Origin of the sequence: Nocardiopsis sinuspersici, from assembly GCF_001998325.1 — a bacterium.
GTDB lineage: Bacteria > Actinomycetota > Actinomycetes > Streptosporangiales > Streptosporangiaceae > Nocardiopsis > Nocardiopsis sinuspersici.
Window position 1 is genome coordinate 2326041 of record NZ_MCOK01000001.1, and the last position, 19926, is coordinate 2345966.

Sequence of the window (19926 nt, forward strand, 5' to 3'; positions counted from 1 at the left end):
GGTGGGGCTGGGCCTACCCGTGGAGGCCGTCGGCACGGGGGTGGTGCGCCGGTTCCCGAGCCGGGCCGGGGCGCGAGCCCGGGCACGGTCGCGGGAGACGGGTACCAGGGAGGGGCCGCTCCCCCAGGGGAGTGGCCGCGCGGCCGTCGCAGCTCAGGCGATAGGGTCGGGCGACGTGAGCGCGAAACCTGTGATCCCCGATGTCCTGGCTGCCCGCTACGCGTCCGCGGAGCTGACCCGGCTGTGGTCCCCCGAGTACAAGGTGGTCGCCGAGCGGCGGCTGTGGCTGGCCGTGCTGCGTGCCCAGGCGCGTCTGGGCGTGGACGTGCCCGCCGGTGTGGTCGAGGACTACGAGAAGGTCCTGGAGCAGGTGGACCTGGCCTCCATCGCCGAGCGCGAGCGGGTCACCCGGCACGACGTGAAGGCCCGCATCGAGGAGTTCAACGCCCTCGCCGGCCACGAGCACGTCCACAAGGGCATGACCTCGCGCGACCTGACCGAGAACGTCGAGCAGCTACAGGTACGCGACAGCCTGCTGCTGGCGCGCGACCGCGTGGTGGCGCTGCTGGCCCGGCTGGGAAGGCTGTCGGCCCGGTACGGCGAGACGGTGATGGCGGGCCGGTCCCACAACGTGGCGGCCCAGGCCACGACGCTGGGCAAGAGGTTCGCCTCGATCGCCGACGAGGTGCTGGTCGCCCACGGGCGGCTGGAGGAGCTGATCGCCCGGTACCCGCTGCGCGGGATCAAGGGCCCGGTGGGCACCGCGCAGGACATGCTGGACCTGCTGGGCGGGGACCGCGATGCGCTGGCCTCGCTGGAGAACGAGGTGGCCGCGTACCTGGGCTTCGAGCGGCGGTTCACGAGCGTGGGCCAGGTGTACCCGCGCTCGCTGGACTACGAGGTGCTGACCGCGCTGGTGCAGTCGGCCGCCGGGCCCTCGTCGCTGGCGAAGACCATCCGGCTGATGGCCGGACAGGAGCTGGTCACCGAGGGGTTCGCCGAGGGCCAGGTGGGTTCCTCGGCGATGCCGCACAAGATGAACACGCGCTCCTGCGAGCGGGTCAACGGGCTCACCGTGATCCTGCGCGGGTACGCGTCCATGGCCGGTGAGCTGGCGGGCGACCAGTGGAACGAGGGCGACGTGTCCTGTTCGGTGGTGCGCCGGGTGGCCCTGCCGGACGCGTTCTTCGCCTTCGACGGCCTGGTCGAGACGATGCTGACGGTGCTGGACGAGTTCGGGGCCTTCCCCGCCGTGGTCTCCGCCGAGCTCGACCGCTACCTGCCGTTCCTGGCCACGACCAAGATGCTGATGGCCGCCGTGCGCGCCGGCGTGGGCCGCGAGACCGCACACGAGCTCATCAAGGAGCACGCCGTGGGCTCGGCCCTGGCGATGCGCCAGGAGGGTGTGGGCAACCGGCTGCTGGACCGCCTGGCCCAGGACGAGCGCTTCCCCCTGGACCGCGCGGAGCTGGACGCGCTGCTGGCCGACCGGATCACCTTCACCGGTGCGGCCGCCGACCAGGTGGCGGCCGTGGTGGCCCGGATCGAGGAGGTCACGGCCGCGCACCCGGAGGCGGCCGCCTACTCCCCCGGTTCGATCCTCTAGCGTCCTCAGCGGTCTCCGACCGCGGACCTCGGGCCCGGGAGGGTGCTCCGGCACCTTCGCGGGCCCTTGTCGTATGCGTCCGTCGTGCGCCCGCCGTGCGTGTCGTGGTGCACACGACGCGTATGGCGCAGTTCACCCGCGCGAACACTGGGTTCGAAAGTTAACGCCTATTACGGTTGTCGTGCCGGCATGTCCCCTACGCCCCTCGGAGAACCCAGTGACCGATCCGACCTCCTTCAGCACCGCGCTGTGGACCATGCTGACCGTCTCCGCGGTCGTGGTCGCCTTCGGTCTGGCCGCCCTGTCGGACATGGTCATGCGCCGCCGCGAGGACCGTGCCGAGCGAACCACCCGGGCCGACCGGACCGGTGGGCACCGGCGGGGCTCCGTGCGCCCGCAGGACCCCTCCCACCAGCGGGGATCCGCCCACTGGCAGGACTCCACCCGCTGGCAGGACTCCGTCGCGTCCGTGAACGGACACGACGGCGGCGCGTCCGACGGAGGCGCGCCCCGCGCCTGAGGACCCCGCCCGGTGACGGCGTGCCGTGTTCCCTCCCTCAGGCGGAGATGCCCCCGTCGCTCGTCAGCAGTTGGCCGTTGACCCACCGGCCCCGCGCCGAACAGAGGAAGTACACCAGGTCCGCGGTGTCGTCCGGGGTGCCCAGGCGTCCCAGCGGGGTGCGGCCGGCGCACTCGGCCCTGGTCCGCTCCGACATCCAGCCGGTGTCGACGGGACCCGGGTTGACGGTGTTGGCGGTCACTCCCAGGTGGGCGAGCTCGCGGGCGGCGGCGAGCACGATACGGTCCAGGGCGCCCTTGCTCGCGCCGTAGGGCAGGTTGCCGACGGTGTGGTCGCTGGTGAGGGCGATGATCCGCCCGGTTCCGTGCTCGCCCCGAAAGCGCAGGCCGAACTCGCGGACCAGCTGCCACGTGGCACGGGCGTTGACGGCGAAGTGCCGGTCGAAGCTCTCCACGGTGGTCTCCAGCAGCCCGGAGTCGACCGACTCGCAGTGGCACATGACCAGTGCGCTCACACCGCCCAGGCGCTCCTCGACGGTGTCGAGGACTCGGGCGGGGGCGGCGGGGTCCTCCAGGTCGGCCTCGACGGCGACGGATCGGGCGCCGTGCCCGGCCAGGGAGGCGAGCACGGTGTCGGCCGCACCGGGTTCGACGCCCCATTCCATGCGCGCGTCGTAGGACGTCCAGTAAGTGAAGGCCACGTCCCAGCCCGAGACCGCCAGACGGCGGGCGACGGCGGAGCCGATGCCGACGGTGCGCCCCACACCGGTGACCAGGGCGAGCGGGCGAGCCGGAGGGGAGTCCTGTCCAGGGGTCATGGGCGTCATCGTTCCGTGCCCGCGGCGGACGGGACCACCGGTTTTCTGCGGCCCGGCCCTTCCGGGCACCGGACCCGGTGGTTCCCCGGCCCGCGCCGGGTGGTGGGGAACCGGTCTCCTCACGCCACCAGGCGGGCGAACACCTCCGGGTCCACGTTCCCTCCCGAGACGATCGCGACCGTCTCCTCCGGGCGGCCGGGGGCCGTGGCCACGCGGCCCGTGAGGACGGCGGCGGCGGCCAGGGCACCGCTGGGTTCGGTCACCAGGCGCGACCCGTGGGCGAGGGTGGCGACGGCGTGGGCGATCTCCTCCTCGGTCACGGTGACGATCTCGTCCAGGCGGGCCCGGAGGTGGGCGAAGGTGCGCTCGGACAGGCAGACGCGCACGCCGTCGGCCATGGTGCGGCCGGTGCGCTCGGGCGGCCAGGTGACGAGGCTCCCGGTGCGCAGGCTCTCGGCGGCGTCGGCGGCCAGCTCGGGTTCCACGCCCACGACGCGGACGTGGTGGGGGCGGACGGTCCGGGCCGCGGTGGCCACACCGGAGGCCAGGCCTCCGCCTCCCACGGGCACGACGATGGTCCTCACCTCGGGGGACTGCTCCAGGATCTCCAGGCCCACGGTGCCTTGGCCCGCGATGACGCGGGGGTCGTCGAAGGGCGGGATGAGGGCGAGCCCCTCGTTCTCCCGGAGTCCGCGGGCGGTGGCCTCGCGCTGGTCGGGCGGCACCGTGACGACGCGGGCGCCGAAGGCGCGTATGCGGTCGACCTTGACCTTGGGAGAGCCCTCGGGGACGACGACGGTGCAGGGCACCCCGTGCCGGGCGGCCGCGTAGGCGAGGGCCTGGCCGTGGTTGCCCGAGGAGTGGGTCACCACGCCGGTCCCGCGCTGGGCGCCGTCGAGCAGGGCGACGGCGTTGGTGGCGCCGCGGAGCTTGAAGGCCCCGGTGGGCTGGAGGCTCTCGGGCTTGAGGAGGAAGGGCGGCCCGTCCGGCGGCCCCGCCGTCAGAGGGGTGCGCACGACCTGTCCCTGCAGGCGGGTCTCCGCGGCGCGGACGTCGTCCGCGGTGATCAGTTCCATGCGGCGTGTATGCCCGGTCCGGGCCCCGGCACACGTCGCCGGGACGGCAGCGGCCCCAGCCCTCTTCACCTCGGTCCCGTCCTCGGCGAACGCCGGGGCGTCCGGTTTCGGCGGCGTTCGTCCAGGCCTTGTCGCGAAGGAACCAGGCCTTGTCGCGAAGGAAGAGGAGGAGTCCGTACCGCACCTCGGAGCCCCGCCGCCGGGCCTGCGGGCTGGAACCGTGCGCTCCTGTCTTCGCGGGACGGCTGTCGGCCGTCGAGCTCCACCGCCTGACGTCCTCATCGAAGTGGACCACGGGGTTTCCCACGGCCTCGCGGCTGTGGGCGCGATACACCTCACGGTGTCCACCGAGGTCTTCTCGGCGACACGCGCGCGCGGAAAGGGGAAGGACTCCCCGTGGCTCCGACAGCAGACATGGCGGGAACGCCTCCCACAGACGTGAAGCACCATTTCCTTCGGGCGGAAGGGGCCTCCGGCACGGCGGTGAGGGTCGAGGGTGTGACGGACCCGGCGCCGGGACGGCCGTCGCCGTCTCAGCCACCGTTGGACTGGCGGATCCCTTCGTCGAGTGCGTCGAACGTGTAGACGAATCCACCGTCGTTCCCGCTGACCGTCATGTAGGCGTCGGTCGTCCCCTGCGCGATGGCGACGTTCGTGGCCGAGTCCAGCCCTTCGGCATCGTCGGGCGGGACGCTGATCGTCGTGAGGTGCTCACCGGTCGAGCTGTACACGAAGATCGCGGGCTGCCCGTGGACGGCCTGGTAGACGTTCCCGGCGGCGTCCACCGCGTTGGAGTCGACCTGGCTCGTGCCGCCGTCGAAGTGGACGGCGGCGTGGGAGGTCTCCACCCCGGTCCCGTGCTCGTCGAGCGCGAGGTAGTCGACGCGGTTCGCGGCGTACTGGCTGACCCACAGGCCCGCGAAGTCCTCGCTGAACGAGATGCCGTTCGGCGCGGGGAGGTTCTCCGCCAGGACGGTGGCCTCCGCCGTCTTCCCGTCGATCCTGACGATCCTGCCTCGCGCCTCCCAGGCCGGGCCCGCATGGCCGGTCGTGTCGCTGACGTACATGTTCCCGGCCTCGTCGAAGGCCAGATCGTCCGGTTTCATCGGCGTCCCGTCGACGTCACCGGAGAAGAACGTGGTGTGGTCGTCCCCTTCCGGCGTGATGCTGTCGATCTCCCCGCTGACGAAGTCCGTCAGGTAGAGCCGGCCGTCGGACGGGCTGAACTGCGCGGAGGTGTACGCACTGGTCTCGTTGGTGAAGACCGGTTCCACCTCCTGGGAGCCGGTGTCCACCCTCAGTACCTTGGGTTCTCCGGGAGGAGCGGTGACGTCGACGACGACGAGGCCTCCGTCGGCGTCGAAGGTGGGGCCCTCGAGCAGGGTCATCCCCGTCGCCTCGTGGACGGAGGTCACCTGGACCAGGAGTTCGGCCGTCGGGTCCTTTGCCTGGTCCGTGCTCGTGGAGGCGGTGGTGGAGCATCCCGCCACCGCGCCCACCAGGGCCAGCGCCGTGAGTGTGCGGGTGGTCGCGGTCCGTCGTGGCCTGTGGAAAGGCGGTTGCATGGGGCTCTCCTGGGACCGGGGTGCCGGGGCGCCACGGGGGAACGCCGGTTACGGCGGAGGCGCCCCGTTCGCGAGTGGTCGCGCCGTACCGGCGCAGCGCTAGGAACGTGTGCCCAGCACCTCGTGCATGCGGTCGCCGCGCCAGTCCGCCAGCAGCCGGTGGAAGGACACGGGGCCGGGGCTGTAGGAGAAACCGCCGTGGATGCCCGCGCCCTCACGGTTGTAGTAACCGGGTGTGCACTCCGCCTGGAAGGCGGAGTTGTCGTGCGCGGTCTCCCGTACCGTCCGCACCCACTCCTCGACCGCCTCCTTCGAGGGTTCGACGACGTGGGCTCCGTCCTTGCGGCCCTGGGCGATGACGGCCGCGATGTGCCCGGCCTGCTCCAGCAGGATGTGCGCGAAGTTGACCGAGTTGGCGTTCTGGACGGCGCCCAACTGGAAGAAGTTGGGGAACCCGTCACTGTAGAAGCCGTGCAGTGTCCGGGGCCCGCGGCTCCAGGAGGCGAGCAGGTCCTGTCCGCCGCGGCCGCTGACCGGCATCGTTCCGGACATCACCCCGGAGACGCCGACGTCGAACCCGGTGGCGAAGACCACGCAGTCCACGGGGTACTCGGTCTCGCCGACGACGACCGAGTCCTCGGTCATGCGCGTGATGCCGCCGTGGTCGGCGGTGTCGACCAGGGTGACGTTGGGCCGGTTGAAGGTCTGGAGGTAGTGGTCGCTGAAGCAGGGCCGTTTGCACATGTAGCGGTACCAGGGCTTGAGCACCTCGGCCGTAGCCGGGTCCTCGACGACCTCGTCCACGCGCGCCCGGATCTGGTTCATCTTCTGCGCGTCGACGAGTTCGTCGATCCGCTCGCGCTCCTCCGGGGACATGCTCGTGTCCAGCGCCCCGGAGATCATCTTGCGCTGGAGCCGGGCCGTGGAGGTCCAGCCGTCCCTCGTCAGGTCGGTCTCGACCCGTTCGCCGGAGACGATCGCGAGGAAGTTCTCCATGCGCTCGCGCTGCCAGCCCGGTTTGAGGGAGGCCGCCCACTCCGGGTCGGTGGGGCGGTTGTCGCGCACGTCCACCGAGGAGGGCGTGCGCTGGAACACGTACAGGTGCTGGGCGTCGCGCCCCAGGTGCGGGATGACCTGGACACCGGTCGCCCCGGTGCCCACGACCGCGACCCTCTTGTCGGCGAGTCCGGTGAGGCCGCCGCCCGCGTCGCCGCCGGTGTAGTCGTAGTCCCACCGGCTGGTGTGGAAGGTGTGGCCCTTGAAGGTCTCGATCCCCGGGATGCCGGGCAGCTTGGGCTGGGTCAGCGTGCCGGACGAGGTGATGACGAACCGGGCGCGCATCCGGTCGCCCCGGTCGGTCTCGACCACCCACTCGTCGTTGTGGTCGTCCCAGCTCAGACCGGTGACGCGTGTGTGGAACACCGCGTCGCGGTACAGGCCGAAGGTGTCGGCGATCGCCACGGCGTGGCGGCGGATCTCCTCGCCGGGGGCGTAGCGCCACTCGGGCACGTAGCCGACCTCCTCCAGCAGGGGCATGTAGGAGTAGGACTCGATGTCGCAGTGGATGCCCGGGTAGCGGTTCCAGTACCAGGTTCCGCCGAAGTCGCCGGCCTCGTCCATCATCCGGATGGACTCCACGCCCTCCTGCCGTAGCCGTGCCCCGGTCACCAGGCCGCCGAACCCGCCGCCGACCACGAGCACCTCCACGGTGTCCGTCAGCGCCTCGCGTTCGGCGCGGGGAGTGTAGGGATCCTTGGCGTAGTAGCCGAACTCGCCCGCGGCCGAGCGGTACTGGGTGGCACCGTCCGGGCGGACGCGGCGGTCGCGCTCGCGGGCGTACCTGGCCCGCAGCGCGTCGAGATCGATCTCGGTGTGGTCGTTGGCGCCTGGGGGCGTGTCGGAGGCTGTGCCCATGTGCCGTCCTCACTTCGTTGCCGTCGCACACGACGCGGACGCGGCGCCGGGCTCGCGCGGGGGATGACCGTGGTGCTCACGGGAGCGTGGAACGGAATCCGGGCGGCCGTCGCCCTGCTGCGACGGTGGTGTCGTCGAACCGTGCACGAAAAAGGTTAGCATCAGGCTAAGTAATCGTGTTCGGGGGTGGCCGAAGCGGCGCTCTATCATGGCGGCATGCGGCAAGAGGTGGTCGAACAGGGTGAACGCGAACGCATCGTGCACGAGATCCAGACCCTGAACGGGGCCATGGAGGAGACCGTGATGGCCGCCCTCCTCCAGCAGCTGCTTTCGATGGATCTCACCATCCAGCAGCTCAGGGTGCTGATGGTCCTGGTCACCACGGAGGAGGGTGCGACGGGGAGGGGCCTGTCGACCTCGTTCGGCGTCTCCATGGCGTCGATGTCCGGCGTGCTCGATCGGCTCGTGGCCCACGGTGTCGCCGAGCGCTCGGCCGACCCCGACGACCAGCGCGTCCGCCGCGTCCGTGCCACGCCCCGGGGCGCCTCGGTCGTGCGGCGCCTGATGATGGCCCGACCGTTTCACAGCGACATCCTCATGAACCTGCCCATGGAGGACCTGCTCGCACTCGAACAGGGGTTCCGGGCCGTGGGCAGGCAGATATCCCGGATGAGCGAACAGGACTGACCCCTGGACGAGGGAGCCGTGCCAGGTTCCCGGGCTGACACGGCCTCCGTCGGCCGGGGCCGACGGCCTGGCGGCTTCGATCCGGTTGTGTGCCGTGCCCTCGGAACGGAAAAGCCCCGGCGGGCCTGCTCGGGTGGGACCGGAGCCGACCCGTCGACCGCTTCACCGCCCCGGTGCGGGCCCTGATCATTCCCCTGGTGCCCGACCTCCCTCCGCTGTTGGGCACCTCGAGCGCGAACGCCGCCTGGGCGATCACCGCCACCCTGCTCGCCGGCTCCGTGGCCACCCCTGTGGCGGGCCGTCTGGGCGACATGTACGGCGAACGGCGCATGCTGCCGGTCAGCCTGGGCCCGCTGGTGGCTGGACCACACCGCCGCCGTCGACTTCCGGCAGGCCAAGCCGGTGGGACCGGTGCATGACGGTCATCCCGCGGATCGGGGCGTCGGACTGCCCCGTGGACGCGTCCCCGTGGACGCCGCCCGCCCAAGGGCGGCTCGCGGACCGGTACCGCGCTCGGACCCCATCCGCTCTATACACCCCATGTATACATATTGTGTATAGTCACCGTCATGTCTATCGGTAACACGTTGCTCGGTCTGCTCGAATCGGGCCCCCGCCACGGCTACGACCTCAAGCGCCTCTTCGACGAACGGTTCGGACACGACCGCCCGCTGCACTACGGCCAGGTCTACTCCACGATGTCGCGCCTGCTGAGGAACGGCCTCGTCGAGGTGGACGGCGTGGAGACGGGAAGCGGTCCCGAGCGCAAGCGCTACGCCATCACCGACGCCGGCATCACCGATGTCGGCCGCTGGCTCGCCACGCCGGAGAGGCCCGAGCCGTACCTGCAGAGCACCCTCTACGCCAAGGTCGTGCTGGCGCTGCTGACCGGCCGTGACGCCGCCGGACTGCTGGACGTCCAGCGAAGCGAGCACCTGCGCCTGATGCGCGAACTCACCCGCCGCAAGACGGAGGGCGACCTCGCCGACCGCCTCGTCTGCGACCACGCCCTGTTCCACCTGGAAGCCGACATCCGGTGGCTGGAGCTGGCCGCCGACCGCCTCGACCAGCTCGCCGGGGAGGTCGCATGAGCGGCACCACGGCGGCCGAGAACACGGCAGCCCTGCTCACCGCCACCAGGCTTCGCAAGTACTTCGGTTCGACCGCCGCGCTGAACGGAGCGGAGTTCACCATCGACTCCGGTGAGGTCGTCGCCGTCATGGGACCCTCCGGATCCGGCAAGTCCACACTGCTGCACTGCCTGGCGGGCATCCTCGAACCCGACGGCGGAACGGTGCGCTACGACGGCCGCGAACTGTCGGCCCTGTCCGACGCCGAGCGCAGCAGGCTCAGGCGCGGCGACTTCGGCTTCGTCTTCCAGTTCGGCCAGCTCGTCCCGGAGCTGACCTGTGTCGAGAACGTCGCGCTGTCCCTGCGCCTGACCGGTGCCGGGCGCGGGAGGGCGGAGTCCTCCGCCATGGAGTGGATGGCCCGCCTGGAAGTGGACGACGTCCACGACAAGCGCCCCGGCCAGGTGTCCGGCGGGCAGAGGCAGCGGGTGGCCGTCGCGCGGGCGCTGGTGGCGGGCCCGCGCCTGGTCTTCGCCGACGAGCCCACCGGCGCGCTGGACTCGCTCAACGGAGAGCGCGTCATGGAACTGCTCACGGGCGCCGCACGCGACACCGGGGCCGCGGTCGTCCTGGTCACCCACGACGTCCGGGTCGCGGCCTACTCGGACCGCGAGGTCGTCGTCCGCGACGGCCAGGCCCTCTCTCCCGCCACCGGGTTCGGAGGTGCACCGTGATCGGACGGTGGTACCGCGACCTGGCCTTGGGAGCCAGGTTCACCCTGAGCGGCGGGCGTGCCGGCTGGACGGGGACCCTGCTCACGGCACTGGGTGTGGGCCTGGGGGTGATGGTGCTCCTGCTGGCTTCCGCGGCGCCCTCGGTGCGCGCCGCGGCCCAGGAGCGGATGGACGCGCGGGCACCGGCGTATCTGGAGGAGGGGGCGCGGGCCGCCGAGGACACGGTTCTCGCGGACCCGGAGATCGTCGAGTACCGGGGCGACATGTTCACGGGCATGCTGCTCGAACCGCTCGGGAACCCGCGCGCGGACGTCCGCCCGCCGGGGATCGACCGGCTGCCGAAGGCGGGCGAGCTCTACGTCTCCCCGGCCCTGCGCGCCCTTCTGGACTCCCCGGAGGGCGCCCTGCTCGCCGAGCGGTTCGACGGCGCCCCGATCACCGGCGTGATCGGCGACGAGGGCCTGCGGGGGCCGCACGAGCTCTACTTCTACCTGGGCACGGACACCCTCTCCCAGGACCCGGCGCAGCACGCCGTCTCCGGTTTCGGCGCGGACCGGTCGGCCAATGGCATGACCGCGGTCCTCGTACTGCTCGTCGTCGTCATCATCGTGGTGCTGCTGCTGCCGATCGCCGCCTTCATCCTCACCGCGATGCGCTTCGGCGCCGAGAGCCGCGACCGGCGTCTGGCCGCGCTGCGGCTGGTGGGCGCCGACAGGGGGATGACGCGGAGGATCGCCGCGGGCGAGTCCCTCGTCGGCGCGGTCCTGGGCCTGCTCCTCGGCACCGGGTTCTTCCTGGTGGCCCGGACGTTCGCCGACGACGTGCGGCTCCCGGGCTCGGGCGTACTGCCCGCGGACGTCACACCGGTGCCGCTGATCGCCGCCCTCGTCGTGGTGCTCGTCCCGGCCAGCGCCGTCCTGGTGACTCTCTTCGCGCTGCGCAAGGTCGAGGTCGGCCCGCTGGGCGTCTTCCGGGAGGGCGGCGACCGCGGTCGGCGACTGTGGTGGCGCGTGGTGGTCCTGGCCGTCGGCTGCGCCGTCCTGTTCGCACCCGGGCAGGGGACGAACTCCGAGGGCACGGAGTGGGTCGTCGCCGTCGGCGTGTCGGTGGCCCTGACGGGGTTCACCCTGCTGCTGCCGTGGGTCGTCGAGGCCGTGGTGGGCCGCCTACGCGGTGGTCCGCTGTCGTGGCAGATGGCCACGCGGCGCCTGCAGTTGAACAGCGGGATCGCGGCCCGTACCGTCAGCGGCGTCACCGTCGCCGTGGCCGGGGCGATCGCGCTCCAGATGCTCTTCTCCGCGATGAACGACCAGATCCCCTCCGCCGACGACCCGGACCCGGACCGGGCGCGGGTGCTCGCGTCGGCCCCGGTGGAGAGCGGCGCCGAGGGCACGGAGTTCGCCCGCGGCATCGACGGCGCCAGGGGTGTGGAGTCCTCCCTCCCGTTCCTCGTGGCCCGCCTCCCCCTGGTGGACGTTCCGCCCCGCGCCGACGGGACACAGGAGACGCGGACGGTCGTCGTCGCCGACTGCGCCGCCCTGGACAGGCTGATCAAGTTCTCCTCCTGCGCCGACGGCGACGCCTTCGTCGCGGGTGACGGGGCCTCCGCCGTGCGTCCGGGGGACCGGCTGGACCTCGACAACGACCGCACGGGCGGTCCCACCGACGAACCCCGCCCCTGGACCGTTCCGCGGGTGCGCGAGGCCCGGGTCACGGACGTCCTGGCCGGGCAGACCCACCAGGGCCTGTTCCTCACCCCGTCGGCCTTTCCGGTCGAGGAGGTGGAGAGCCTCCGGTCCACGGTGCTCGCCACCCTCGACGGGAGCGATCCGGACGCCGTCGAACACGTGCGAAACCATGTCGGTGTCGACAGCGCCGGGAGCGAACTGCGCGCCCTGGAACAGGAGAGCGGCAACGGCGTGTTGGCGGACATCGGCGAGGCGCTCCGGGCCGGTGCCGTCCTGACGATGCTGGTGATCGGTGCGAGCATGGTCGTCTCCACGGTCGAGCAGCTGCGGGAGCGCAGACGGCAGCTCTCGGTGCTGATCGCCTTCGGGACCAGCCGGTCCACGCTCGCCGCGTCGGTGCTGTGGCAGACCGCGATCCCGGTGGTGCTCGGACTGGTGGTCGCCGTCGCCGGCGGGGTCGGTCTCGGCCTCCTCCTGCTGCGGCTCGCCGGCCTCCCGGTCACCGACTGGTGGGGCTTCGTCCCACTCGTGGGCGCCGGATTCGGCGTGATCGCGCTGGTGACGCTGGCGAGCCTGCCGTACCTGTGGCGGATGACGAGCCCCGAGGGACTGCGTACCGAGTGACTCCGGCGACGGCGGCCGCCGGGTGCGTCCCCCGTTCCCCGAGCGGCCCCGTGCGCCGTCCCGCTCCCCGCCGTAGCCGGCCGTCCGGTCGCGGAACACGGTGTGCTGGTGGACCCGGCCGGCCTCCACGCCGGGCTGGCCGGGGTACTCGGTCCACGCGGACGGCCCGTCGAGACGGACATAGGTGCCGACGTCGTCGGGCTCGGTGGAACCGCTCCGGCTCAGATGGGTCCGGTCGTACTCGAGGACGTACCCGTCGTACTCGAGGACGTACCCGTCGGCCGGCGCACCGGCCGCCTCCTCGTCCGGATCGGCGAGCGAGGTCCGCCTCGCTCCATGGAGGTGACCGGGAAGTTCGACCACCCCGTCGCCTCGGCCTCGTCGTCGAAGTCGTACACGACGGCCCGGCGCCGCTCCTTCGACAACGTGTCCAGGAGCGCGTCGGCCGCTGCCGCGACCTCGCGATATGGGCACCGCCGGCGCCCGTGCTCGTCGCGGCCTCCGCGCGCAGACGCCGGTGGCGGCCCGGAGTCCTCCTGTGCGGTGCCCACGCGCACAGGCGGTTCCGGACCACCACGGCCTCCGGTGGCGGAGCCCCCCGCCGGGCTCCGCCGTAGGTGCGTCCGGCGTCGGGGACGAACACCTCTCCTGTCGGCGCGAAACCGTGCCGTCACCGCAGGCGGCCACTCTGCCCTGTGGCCGGTGCGGCGGCGAGACGGTTCCCTGCCCGCGTCCGTGCGCCGCCCGCCGTGGCGCTCCGGGAGCGGACCGCCCGATCCCCTCGGGCCACCGCCGACGCGTTCCTCCGCCCGCCCGGATGCCGCATCGGGAGAGAGGGGTCCGTCGCCTGTCGACCGGTTCCCCGCGGCCGGTGAACCGAGGTGCGGTCTCCGACTGGTGTGGTGCTCGGGGGTCCCCGGGCTCTGGGAACCGTGTCCCCGCCCTGTCGCCGACGGCCGCCCGGAGCGGTCGGGCGGCCGGTCCGCTCCCCCCGCCGGGAAAGGACGCGCTCACCCCCGGTCCGGAGCCGGCCGCCGGAAACAAGGCCCCGGACACGGACGTCGTCGGTTCCCCCGGGTCCGGGGACGGTGCCGCCGGAAAGGGCGGGTCCTTCCGCGGACCGGGTCGGTGCGGGGCCGGGGGACTCCTCGCCGGGGACGGCGGCGCGCTCACCGGGTGGCCCGGCGTCCGCGGCACCACCCCGGGAGCCGCCCGGATCAGAGGCCGTGCCCGGAGTCCGCCGTGTGCCGTGGTCGACCACCAGCACCGGCGGGTCGCCCCCGACGTCGAAACGGCGCCAGGCCGTGCTTCCGGACTCGTCGCGTTCCCCGAGCCGCAGGTGGATGTGGCGTTCTCCGTTGTCCACGGCCCACTGGTAGGCCTGGGTCACGTCGAACTCCACACCGCCGCTCACGGGGCAGGCGGCCCGACCGCCCCTGATCCTTCGGGTGTCGAGCAGGGCGCGAGCGGCCGGCTGGTCGTTCCAGGTGGCCTCGCCGTCGAAGGGGTCGACCCGGTGCAGCTGCACGAAGGAGTCGCCCTCGCAGTCGTAGGACCACACCACCTCGGTGCGCAGTACGGCGGAGTCCACGGCGGTGCCGGGGCCGAGCGCGACAGGGAACCGGAACAGGGCCCTGCGGGTGTAGACACGGTCCCACGCGAGGCGCCCCGTGCCCACGCTGGCGGTATCGGCGCCGCCGTAGGAGCGGTCGGGAAAGGCGCGGTCCACGTAGGTCCACAAGGAGCTCCCGGCCTCGGCCCGGCCACCGCCGGAACGCACGGGAGCGGGAGGACCGTCGACGGCGGAGGCGCCGTCGGACCCTGCCTGGTCGCGGGGTCCCCCAGCGGCCGAGGCGTACCTGCCCGGTGCACCGCTTCGCTCCCCCGAGGCGCCGCGCCCACCGGAGACGGCCGTGCCGTCGGTGACGGAGGGAGCCTCCTCCTCAACGGCCGTGGCGGGAGCGGCCGCCCCCAGCGAAAGGACCAGGGCGTAAGCCGCGCAAGCCGCCGTCGCACGGGACAGGGAACGACGCATTACGGGTGGTGCCTACACATTCCATCTATGACCGAAAAAGAATCCGGGCGAGACGTCCACGTCCCGCTCCGGCCGCAAGGAAGTTACCAAATTCCCGCAGCAGCCCACAAACCCCAGAGATATAAATACAGACCAAAACCACGATTAATGCCACCAGCAACACGGGCACCACACAAACCCACCGCACCCGGCCAAGCGCATTTGAACACACGAACGATCTTTATTCGACGACCACCAAATATGGGTTCACGCCGGGCCGAAAGTCAGCCCCCCGAGGGCGTATACACGCTCACCGCAGCACCGGCCCCGCGCCGGGGCGGCACCCGTGTCCGCGACCGTTTCGGCACGGCCCGCCCCATCGCGACAGGCGGCCCGCATGCCGGGCGCGACCGCGGTCCGCCCGCCTTCCTCGAAGCCATCCCGGCCGAGACAGAAACTCCGTGAGCTGTTTTCGGCGCACCAGGAAAACGCGCACACACGAGCACCGGTTTCCGGGAAGTCCTTTTGCCGATCTGTCAGGGCAGGCCCGCCGCATGCCGAACGGAACCTGGCGACCGTCCCCGCACTGCTGATCCTCGGCCTGGCCATCCTGGCTCTTCGGTCGTCAAGTCCTCCACGAAAGGGACGTCGAGCCACGCAAGGGCGAGTCGGTCCTCTCCGGAGGTTTTCTCTCCGATCCCGACGGGGGCATCCCCGAAGCAGCGCGCGGGGAACTGCGGGAGAGGCCGATTCCGACGCGGCGGGATCTCGTCGTCGTGGCAGCCCGGAATCCGGGCAGGGTGTGGACGGGCGTCGTCGGCCATGCGGGCCGCCATGCCGTGGGTCCGTCGAGCAGCCGGGACCGGCACCGCCGCCGACTGCTCCAGAGTGTCCTCGAAGATGCGGGGCGGTACCGCTCTGTGGCACTGCGCCGAGGTGGGGACGGGGCTCTCAGCGACGCGCGTCCGGCCAGGCCCTCACCAGGCCGGCCGGCTCATCGAGCTCCCCACACCGGCGAGCGGACGTCTACGAGACGGCTTCGCCGCCCTGAACCGGCAGCGGTCGGTGGTGACGTCCACCAGGCGGTGCGAGGACAGGTCCACCGGCCGAAAGTCCATGTTGACGACCCGCTACTCCTCCAGCGGGTAGCGCGCCGGCGTTCGCCCGCGTCCACTGGTGGTGTATCCCCGCTGATCGATGGGCAGGTGCCCAGGACGGCCGCCGGCGCCTCGGACACGGCACACGTCCCGGGCGGCCCGGAAGGCCGACGACATCGCTCCGCGCACACCGGTCCTCTCCTGACCGGTGTCAGGACCATGGAGGGGGCACCGATGAAGTCCACACGGTTGCTGGAGGGGAACGGGCTGCGCACGTTCCTGCTCGTCATGGACAAGGGCGACGAGGCGTTCGAGCAGATCACCGGTTTCGCCGAAGCCAACGGCATCACCGCCGCGAGCCTGACCGCCATCGGCGCCGCCAGCCACGTCACCCTCGGCTACTTCGACCGCGACACCAGCGAGTACCGGTACACCGGCTTCGACGAGCAGTTGGAGATCGCCTCCTGTATCGGCGACATCGCCGACAACCAGGGCAAGGCCGCCCTGCACGCGCACATCGTCCTGGGGCGCGCGGACTCCACCGCCCTGGCCGGGCACCTGAAGGAGCTGCGCGTGTTCCCGACCATGGAGGTCGTCCTCACCGAGACGCCCGCCCACCTGCGCAAGAAGGTGGACCCCCAGACGGGGCTGGCCCTCATCTCCGCGGACGACTCCACCCCGTCCTGAGTCCGCGTTCCATGGACCCGGTTCCGTGGAACGCGGGGCACGCCACGGGTCTCCGGCGGGTCCACACGGACACCATGGGTGTGAACCGCTTCCCGCCCGGCGCTGTGGGCCCTTGGGTCCCTGAGGGGTGGTACGGGCCAGGGGTCTGGGCCGCGCACCGGAACCGGAGGGGTCGGCCTCGGGCCGTACACCAGAAAAAGCACCGGTCAAACATTCGGCGAAGAGAGGCACGGAATACCCGGCGCCTCTGGCAGCAAGCCATTCATCACTGGTCACCTCATGCTTTCCGCGTCGGATACGCAGGTCACGGGCGCACGCCGTCAGGACGGGTCCGACCTCGACAAAAAGGGACCTCTGGTAAACGATTTATCGGACAGGAGATATCCGGGTATCAGAGGGCCTCGGCGCCCTGACATCGGAGGTCGCCCCGCTCCGCGGGCACGGTAAAGTACCCGCTGCGAGGCATCACCGTCTCGCCGACTGGTGGCATCGGGGCGGGGTACGCGAAGCGGCCCTCACCCTCCCTGTTCCCCCACGAGCAATCCCGGCGACCGGCCGCGACCATTCCCCGTACGGGAATCCGCCACCATGCCCCGAACGGCGCGGCGGGGAAACCGGGATTCCTCCCATCATGAATCGGACACCCCCATTGGCCAGATTCACGCGTACGATCAAGAACGCCGCCGTCGCCATGGCGATCGCGTCGGCTGCCCTCCTCCTCTCCCCCGCCGCCGCCTCGGCGCACACGCTCGGCGACGCCGCACGGTCCTCCGGCGGGTGCGGATGGGCGAGCGGCTCCTACACCACCCTGGACAGCCGGCCGATCCGCCGGTGGAGCGGCAGCGGCTGGAACGGGGCGCAGACGGGCACCGTCTACCTGCTGTGGAGCAACACCTACCAGGAGAACTGCGTCGTGACCCTGAAGTCGCACGCGCACGGCACGTCCACGCTGACGACGGCGATCCTGTACCTCTACAACCCGCCGGAGGGCGACGCCTACACCGACCGCGGCAACTACGGCCACTACGCGGCCGTGTCCCGGTCGGCCGCCGGCCGGTGCGTCCGATTCCACGGGTCCATCGACACGACCGACGGCAGCACGTCGCAGGGGACCCGCACGACGTGGGGCAACTGCGGCTGACGTGTGAGCGGTGAACGCCCCGGTGGCGGAGGTGGGCCTCCTCCGCCACCGGGGCTCCTCCCCCTCCGTTGGGAACCGCGGTCAACCGCGACCAGGTTGAGGCGCACCGGGACCTCCCCGGCGTGCACGGCGTCCTTGCGTGCGTGTCGGTGCGGAAGCCGCGGCCGTTGATCCGGCCGGCGCGGATCTTCACCGGTGCCTGTGCCACGGGCGGCAGCACCGAGTCCGTGACGGCCTCGCTCACCGAGACGACGTGCTTCGGGAGCTCGGCCGCGACCGGGTCGTCGAAGAGGTGCGGACGGGCGTCCACGGTGGTCTCCTCGCCGTTGCCGGTGGTGGCGCCTCTGACGTGGGCGGCCCGGTGAGACGTGACGGTCCGGCGGGCCGGACCGTCTACGGCGCCGCCGGACCGGTACCGCGGCACCGGCGGCCAGACCGGCTACGGACCCGTGGCTCCGGTCCCCCGGGGGATGCTCGCCCATGAGGTCCGCGCCACCCGTGAGGAAGACCCCGAACGCGGCATGCGTGGGACGGGTGGTTGTATGAGCGACATGTCCTTCCCCCCAAGGACCGCGCGAGCGCTCGCCCCGGCGGCGGCTGTCTCCCTGGTCTGGTTCTACGAGGGCCTGTGGTGCAAGGTCTGGCCGGGACGCGCCGACCACAGGGCGATCATCGCGGACCTGCCGCTGTTGCCCGATCTCCTGGTCTCTCCGGTCCTGGTGGGGATCGGTCTCGCGGAGGCCCTGATCGGCCTGTGGGTGCTGTCCGGGCGGTGGCCGTACACGGCGGCGGCCGTCCAGACGGCGCTCATCGGGGTCTTCAACCTCGGCGGGCTGCTGGTCTCCCCCGGCACCATCGACGAACCCGGGAGGATGCTGACCGCCAACCTGGCGGTCGTCGCGCTGGCCTGGGTCGTCGCCGAACGGCACGCCGGGGCCCGCAGATGACCCGCAACCCCTGGGCCGCCGGACGCATCCTGACCCTGCCGGGACGCGGACCCCGGCTGCTGTTCGGCCGCATGTACGAGGATCCGCGCGTGGAGGAGCGGGCCTTCCCCGCCGTACCCGCCCGGGTGCTGTGCGTCGCCTCGGCCGGAGACACCGCCGCGGCCCTGGCCCGCGCCGGACACGACGTGACCGCGATCGACGTCAACCCGGTGCAGCTCGCCTACGCACGCGCCCGCGTCGACGACGGTGCGCCCGCCGTCGCAGGGAGCGCCGAACTGATGCTCGCGGCGGCACGCCGCGCCGCCGCCGTCCTTCCCCGGTGGCGCGGCCCCGCCCTGCACGAGTTCCTCGACCTGGACGACCCGCGCGTGCAGTCCCACTGGTGGCGCACCCGCCTCGACGGCCCTGGACTGCGCCTGCTCATGGGGACGGCGCTCAGGCCGGCCGGGGTGCTCGCCGCAGCCCTGGCCCCGGGGTTCCGCCACGTCGTTCCGGCCCGTTTCGACACCCGGCTGCGGACCCGCGTCGCCCGCGTCGTCTCCCGCCACCCCAACACCGACAACCCCCTGCTCGCGGGGCTCCTGGCCGGACGGACGCCGGAGCCGCGGACGGACGGCCCGTGTCCGCCGGGACCGCCGGGAACGGTGCGGTTCGTGCTCGGTGACGTCGCCGAGCACCTGGAGTCGGTACCGGCCGGAAGCTACGACGCGGTGACCCTGTCCAACGTCCTGGACGGCCCCGGCCTCCCCTACCGGCGGCGGCTGCGCGCCGCCGTCGACCGGGCGGTACGCCCCGGCGGTACCGCCGTCCTGCGCAGCGTGGGCGAGGCGGGCGACGCGGCCGCGACCGTGCGCGCGGCCGAGGAGCGCTGCCCCCTGTGGGGAAGTCTGTACGTCACGACCGTAGGAGGCGCACGTTGAGGATCCAGGAGCACCCGCTGCCGATGCGGGCGCACTTCACCGACTCGCTGGTGCTCACCTACGCCTTCCCCCCGGAGGTCCTACGGCCTCTGCTCACGCCCGGCCTGGAACTGGACACCTATCGCGCGCAGGACGGGAGGGAGTACGGGTTCGCCGCCGTCGCCGCGGTGGCGCTGCGGGGCCTGCGCCCGGCTTTCCTCCCCGCCGAGCTGGGGTTGGAGCAGGTGATGACCGGCTACCGCGTCTTCGCGCGGTTGCCGGTGGACCGTTCCAGGACCGGGACCGGTGTGCGCACCCTGAGAGGGCTGCGCATCCTGCGGAGCCAGACGTCGAGTCCGGTGCTGGCCGCCGCGGGCGCGGTGCTCTCGCGCTACCGGTACGAGCGCGCCGTGCTCGGGACGCGCAGGGTCGGTGACCGGCTGGACTTCGCGGTGCGCTCCGGGGACGGCCGGGCCGACCTGAGGGTCAGCGCGGCCCTGGGCGGGCCCACCGCGCCCCTGCCCCCGCGGTCCCCGTTCGCCACCGGGCGGGACGCGCGGCGCTTCGCCGGGCCGCTGCCCTACACCTTCGAACACGGCGGGCGCGGTGGCGACGTGCTGGTGGTCAAGGCGCTCCGGACGAGCTGGGAACCGCGCCCGGTGGCGGTGGACGTGGAACGGTTGACCTTCTTTCGCCACGGGCCCTTCCAGGGGACCCGTCCCGTTCTCGCCAACGCCTTCCACGTGTCGGGTGTGGACTACGGATGGCACCGCGGCGTGCTGATGACACCGGCGGGGAGGCGGGGGTGAACCGTCGTCGGCGCCCCTCCGGAGCGCGTCA

17 protein-coding genes and 1 pseudogene are annotated in these 19926 nt (G+C 72.2%); 12 read left to right on the forward strand and 6 right to left on the reverse strand.

The features are described 5' to 3' along the window. Positions 1-175 precede the first annotated feature (175 nt). The gene (purB, locus tag NOSIN_RS10030; protein WP_077690474.1) at positions 176-1606 is read left to right on the forward strand and encodes an adenylosuccinate lyase; all 1431 of its coding nucleotides are present in this window, start codon (positions 176-178) and stop codon (positions 1604-1606) included. A gap of 217 nt (positions 1607-1823) precedes the next feature. Next, positions 1824-2126: a histidine kinase gene (locus tag NOSIN_RS27715; protein WP_236743339.1), complete on the forward strand. Its 303-nt coding sequence runs from the start codon at positions 1824-1826 to the stop codon at positions 2124-2126. Positions 2127-2163: 37 nt separating this feature from the next. On the opposite strand, the gene NOSIN_RS10040 is transcribed toward NOSIN_RS27715, so the two are convergent. The 4 genes from NOSIN_RS10040 to NOSIN_RS10055 all read right to left on the reverse strand — a co-directional run bounded on the left by NOSIN_RS10040 (position 2164) and on the right by NOSIN_RS10055 (position 7498). Then, positions 2164-2943: an SDR family oxidoreductase gene (locus NOSIN_RS10040; RefSeq protein WP_077690475.1), complete on the reverse strand. Its 780-nt coding sequence runs from the start codon at positions 2941-2943 to the stop codon at positions 2164-2166. A gap of 119 nt (positions 2944-3062) precedes the next feature. After that, on the reverse strand, positions 3063-4019 hold the full coding sequence (locus NOSIN_RS10045) for a threonine ammonia-lyase (protein WP_077690476.1): 957 nt from the start codon (positions 4017-4019) through the stop codon (positions 3063-3065). Positions 4020-4552: 533 nt separating this feature from the next. Then, entirely contained in the window at positions 4553-5584 is a 1032-nt protein-coding gene (locus NOSIN_RS10050) for an SMP-30/gluconolactonase/LRE family protein (protein ID WP_077690477.1), read from the reverse strand. 99 nt (positions 5585-5683) lie between these two features. Next, positions 5684-7498, reverse strand: a complete 1815-nt coding sequence (locus NOSIN_RS10055; RefSeq protein WP_077690478.1) for a flavin-containing monooxygenase — start codon at positions 7496-7498, stop codon at positions 5684-5686. A 216-nt stretch (positions 7499-7714) separates the two neighbouring features. Here NOSIN_RS10055 and NOSIN_RS10060 point away from each other — a divergent pair, with 216 nt between their 5' ends. The 5 genes from NOSIN_RS10060 (at position 7715) to NOSIN_RS10080 (ending at position 12301) form a co-directional block, all read left to right on the forward strand. After that, positions 7715-8185, forward strand: a complete 471-nt coding sequence (locus NOSIN_RS10060; RefSeq protein ID WP_077693524.1) for a MarR family winged helix-turn-helix transcriptional regulator — start codon at positions 7715-7717, stop codon at positions 8183-8185. Between the two features lie 197 nt (positions 8186-8382). After that, positions 8383-8604: a hypothetical protein gene (locus tag NOSIN_RS10065; RefSeq protein ID WP_206057588.1), complete on the forward strand. Its 222-nt coding sequence runs from the start codon at positions 8383-8385 to the stop codon at positions 8602-8604. A gap of 150 nt (positions 8605-8754) precedes the next feature. Beyond that, positions 8755-9276: a PadR family transcriptional regulator gene (locus tag NOSIN_RS10070; protein WP_077690479.1), complete on the forward strand. Its 522-nt coding sequence runs from the start codon at positions 8755-8757 to the stop codon at positions 9274-9276. Beyond that, positions 9273-9989 carry an ABC transporter ATP-binding protein gene (locus tag NOSIN_RS10075; RefSeq protein WP_077690480.1) on the forward strand — a complete coding sequence of 239 codons (717 nt, stop codon included), beginning with the start codon at positions 9273-9275 and terminating at the stop codon, positions 9987-9989. The genes NOSIN_RS10070 and NOSIN_RS10075 overlap by 4 nt, the downstream gene beginning before the upstream one ends. Next, positions 9986-12301: an ABC transporter permease gene (locus NOSIN_RS10080; protein WP_077690481.1), complete on the forward strand. Its 2316-nt coding sequence runs from the start codon at positions 9986-9988 to the stop codon at positions 12299-12301. The genes NOSIN_RS10075 and NOSIN_RS10080 overlap by 4 nt, the downstream gene beginning before the upstream one ends. Before the next feature lie 81 nt (positions 12302-12382). On the opposite strand, the pseudogene NOSIN_RS28175 reads toward NOSIN_RS10080, so the two are convergent. Further along, positions 12383-12988 (reverse strand): annotated as a pseudogene (locus NOSIN_RS28175) (hypothetical protein); the annotation flags it as partial. After that, positions 12972-14042 (reverse strand): DNRLRE domain-containing protein, encoded by a 1071-nt coding sequence (locus NOSIN_RS10090; protein ID WP_077690483.1) that lies wholly within the window; start codon positions 14040-14042, stop codon positions 12972-12974. The gene NOSIN_RS10090 and the pseudogene NOSIN_RS28175, both read right to left, overlap by 17 nt. Positions 14043-15646: 1604 nt before the next feature. Between NOSIN_RS10090 and NOSIN_RS10100 the strand changes: the two genes are divergently transcribed. The 5 genes from NOSIN_RS10100 (at position 15647) to NOSIN_RS10125 (ending at position 19895) form a co-directional block, all read left to right on the forward strand. Next, entirely contained in the window at positions 15647-16099 is a 453-nt protein-coding gene (locus NOSIN_RS10100; RefSeq protein WP_077690484.1) for a PPC domain-containing DNA-binding protein, read from the forward strand. 649 nt (positions 16100-16748) lie between these two features. Continuing rightward, positions 16749-17240 carry a hypothetical protein gene (locus NOSIN_RS10105; protein ID WP_077690485.1) on the forward strand — a complete coding sequence of 164 codons (492 nt, stop codon included), beginning with the start codon at positions 16749-16751 and terminating at the stop codon, positions 17238-17240. Between the two features lie 542 nt (positions 17241-17782). Continuing rightward, on the forward strand, positions 17783-18187 hold the full coding sequence (locus NOSIN_RS10115) for a DoxX-like family protein (RefSeq protein ID WP_170293588.1): 405 nt from the start codon (positions 17783-17785) through the stop codon (positions 18185-18187). Beyond that, entirely contained in the window at positions 18184-19107 is a 924-nt protein-coding gene (locus NOSIN_RS10120) for a hypothetical protein (RefSeq protein WP_077690488.1), read from the forward strand. The genes NOSIN_RS10115 and NOSIN_RS10120 overlap by 4 nt, the downstream gene beginning before the upstream one ends. Next, on the forward strand, positions 19104-19895 hold the full coding sequence (locus tag NOSIN_RS10125; RefSeq protein WP_227014303.1) for a DUF2071 domain-containing protein: 792 nt from the start codon (positions 19104-19106) through the stop codon (positions 19893-19895). The genes NOSIN_RS10120 and NOSIN_RS10125 overlap by 4 nt, the downstream gene beginning before the upstream one ends. The last annotated feature ends 31 nt before the right edge of the window (positions 19896-19926 follow it).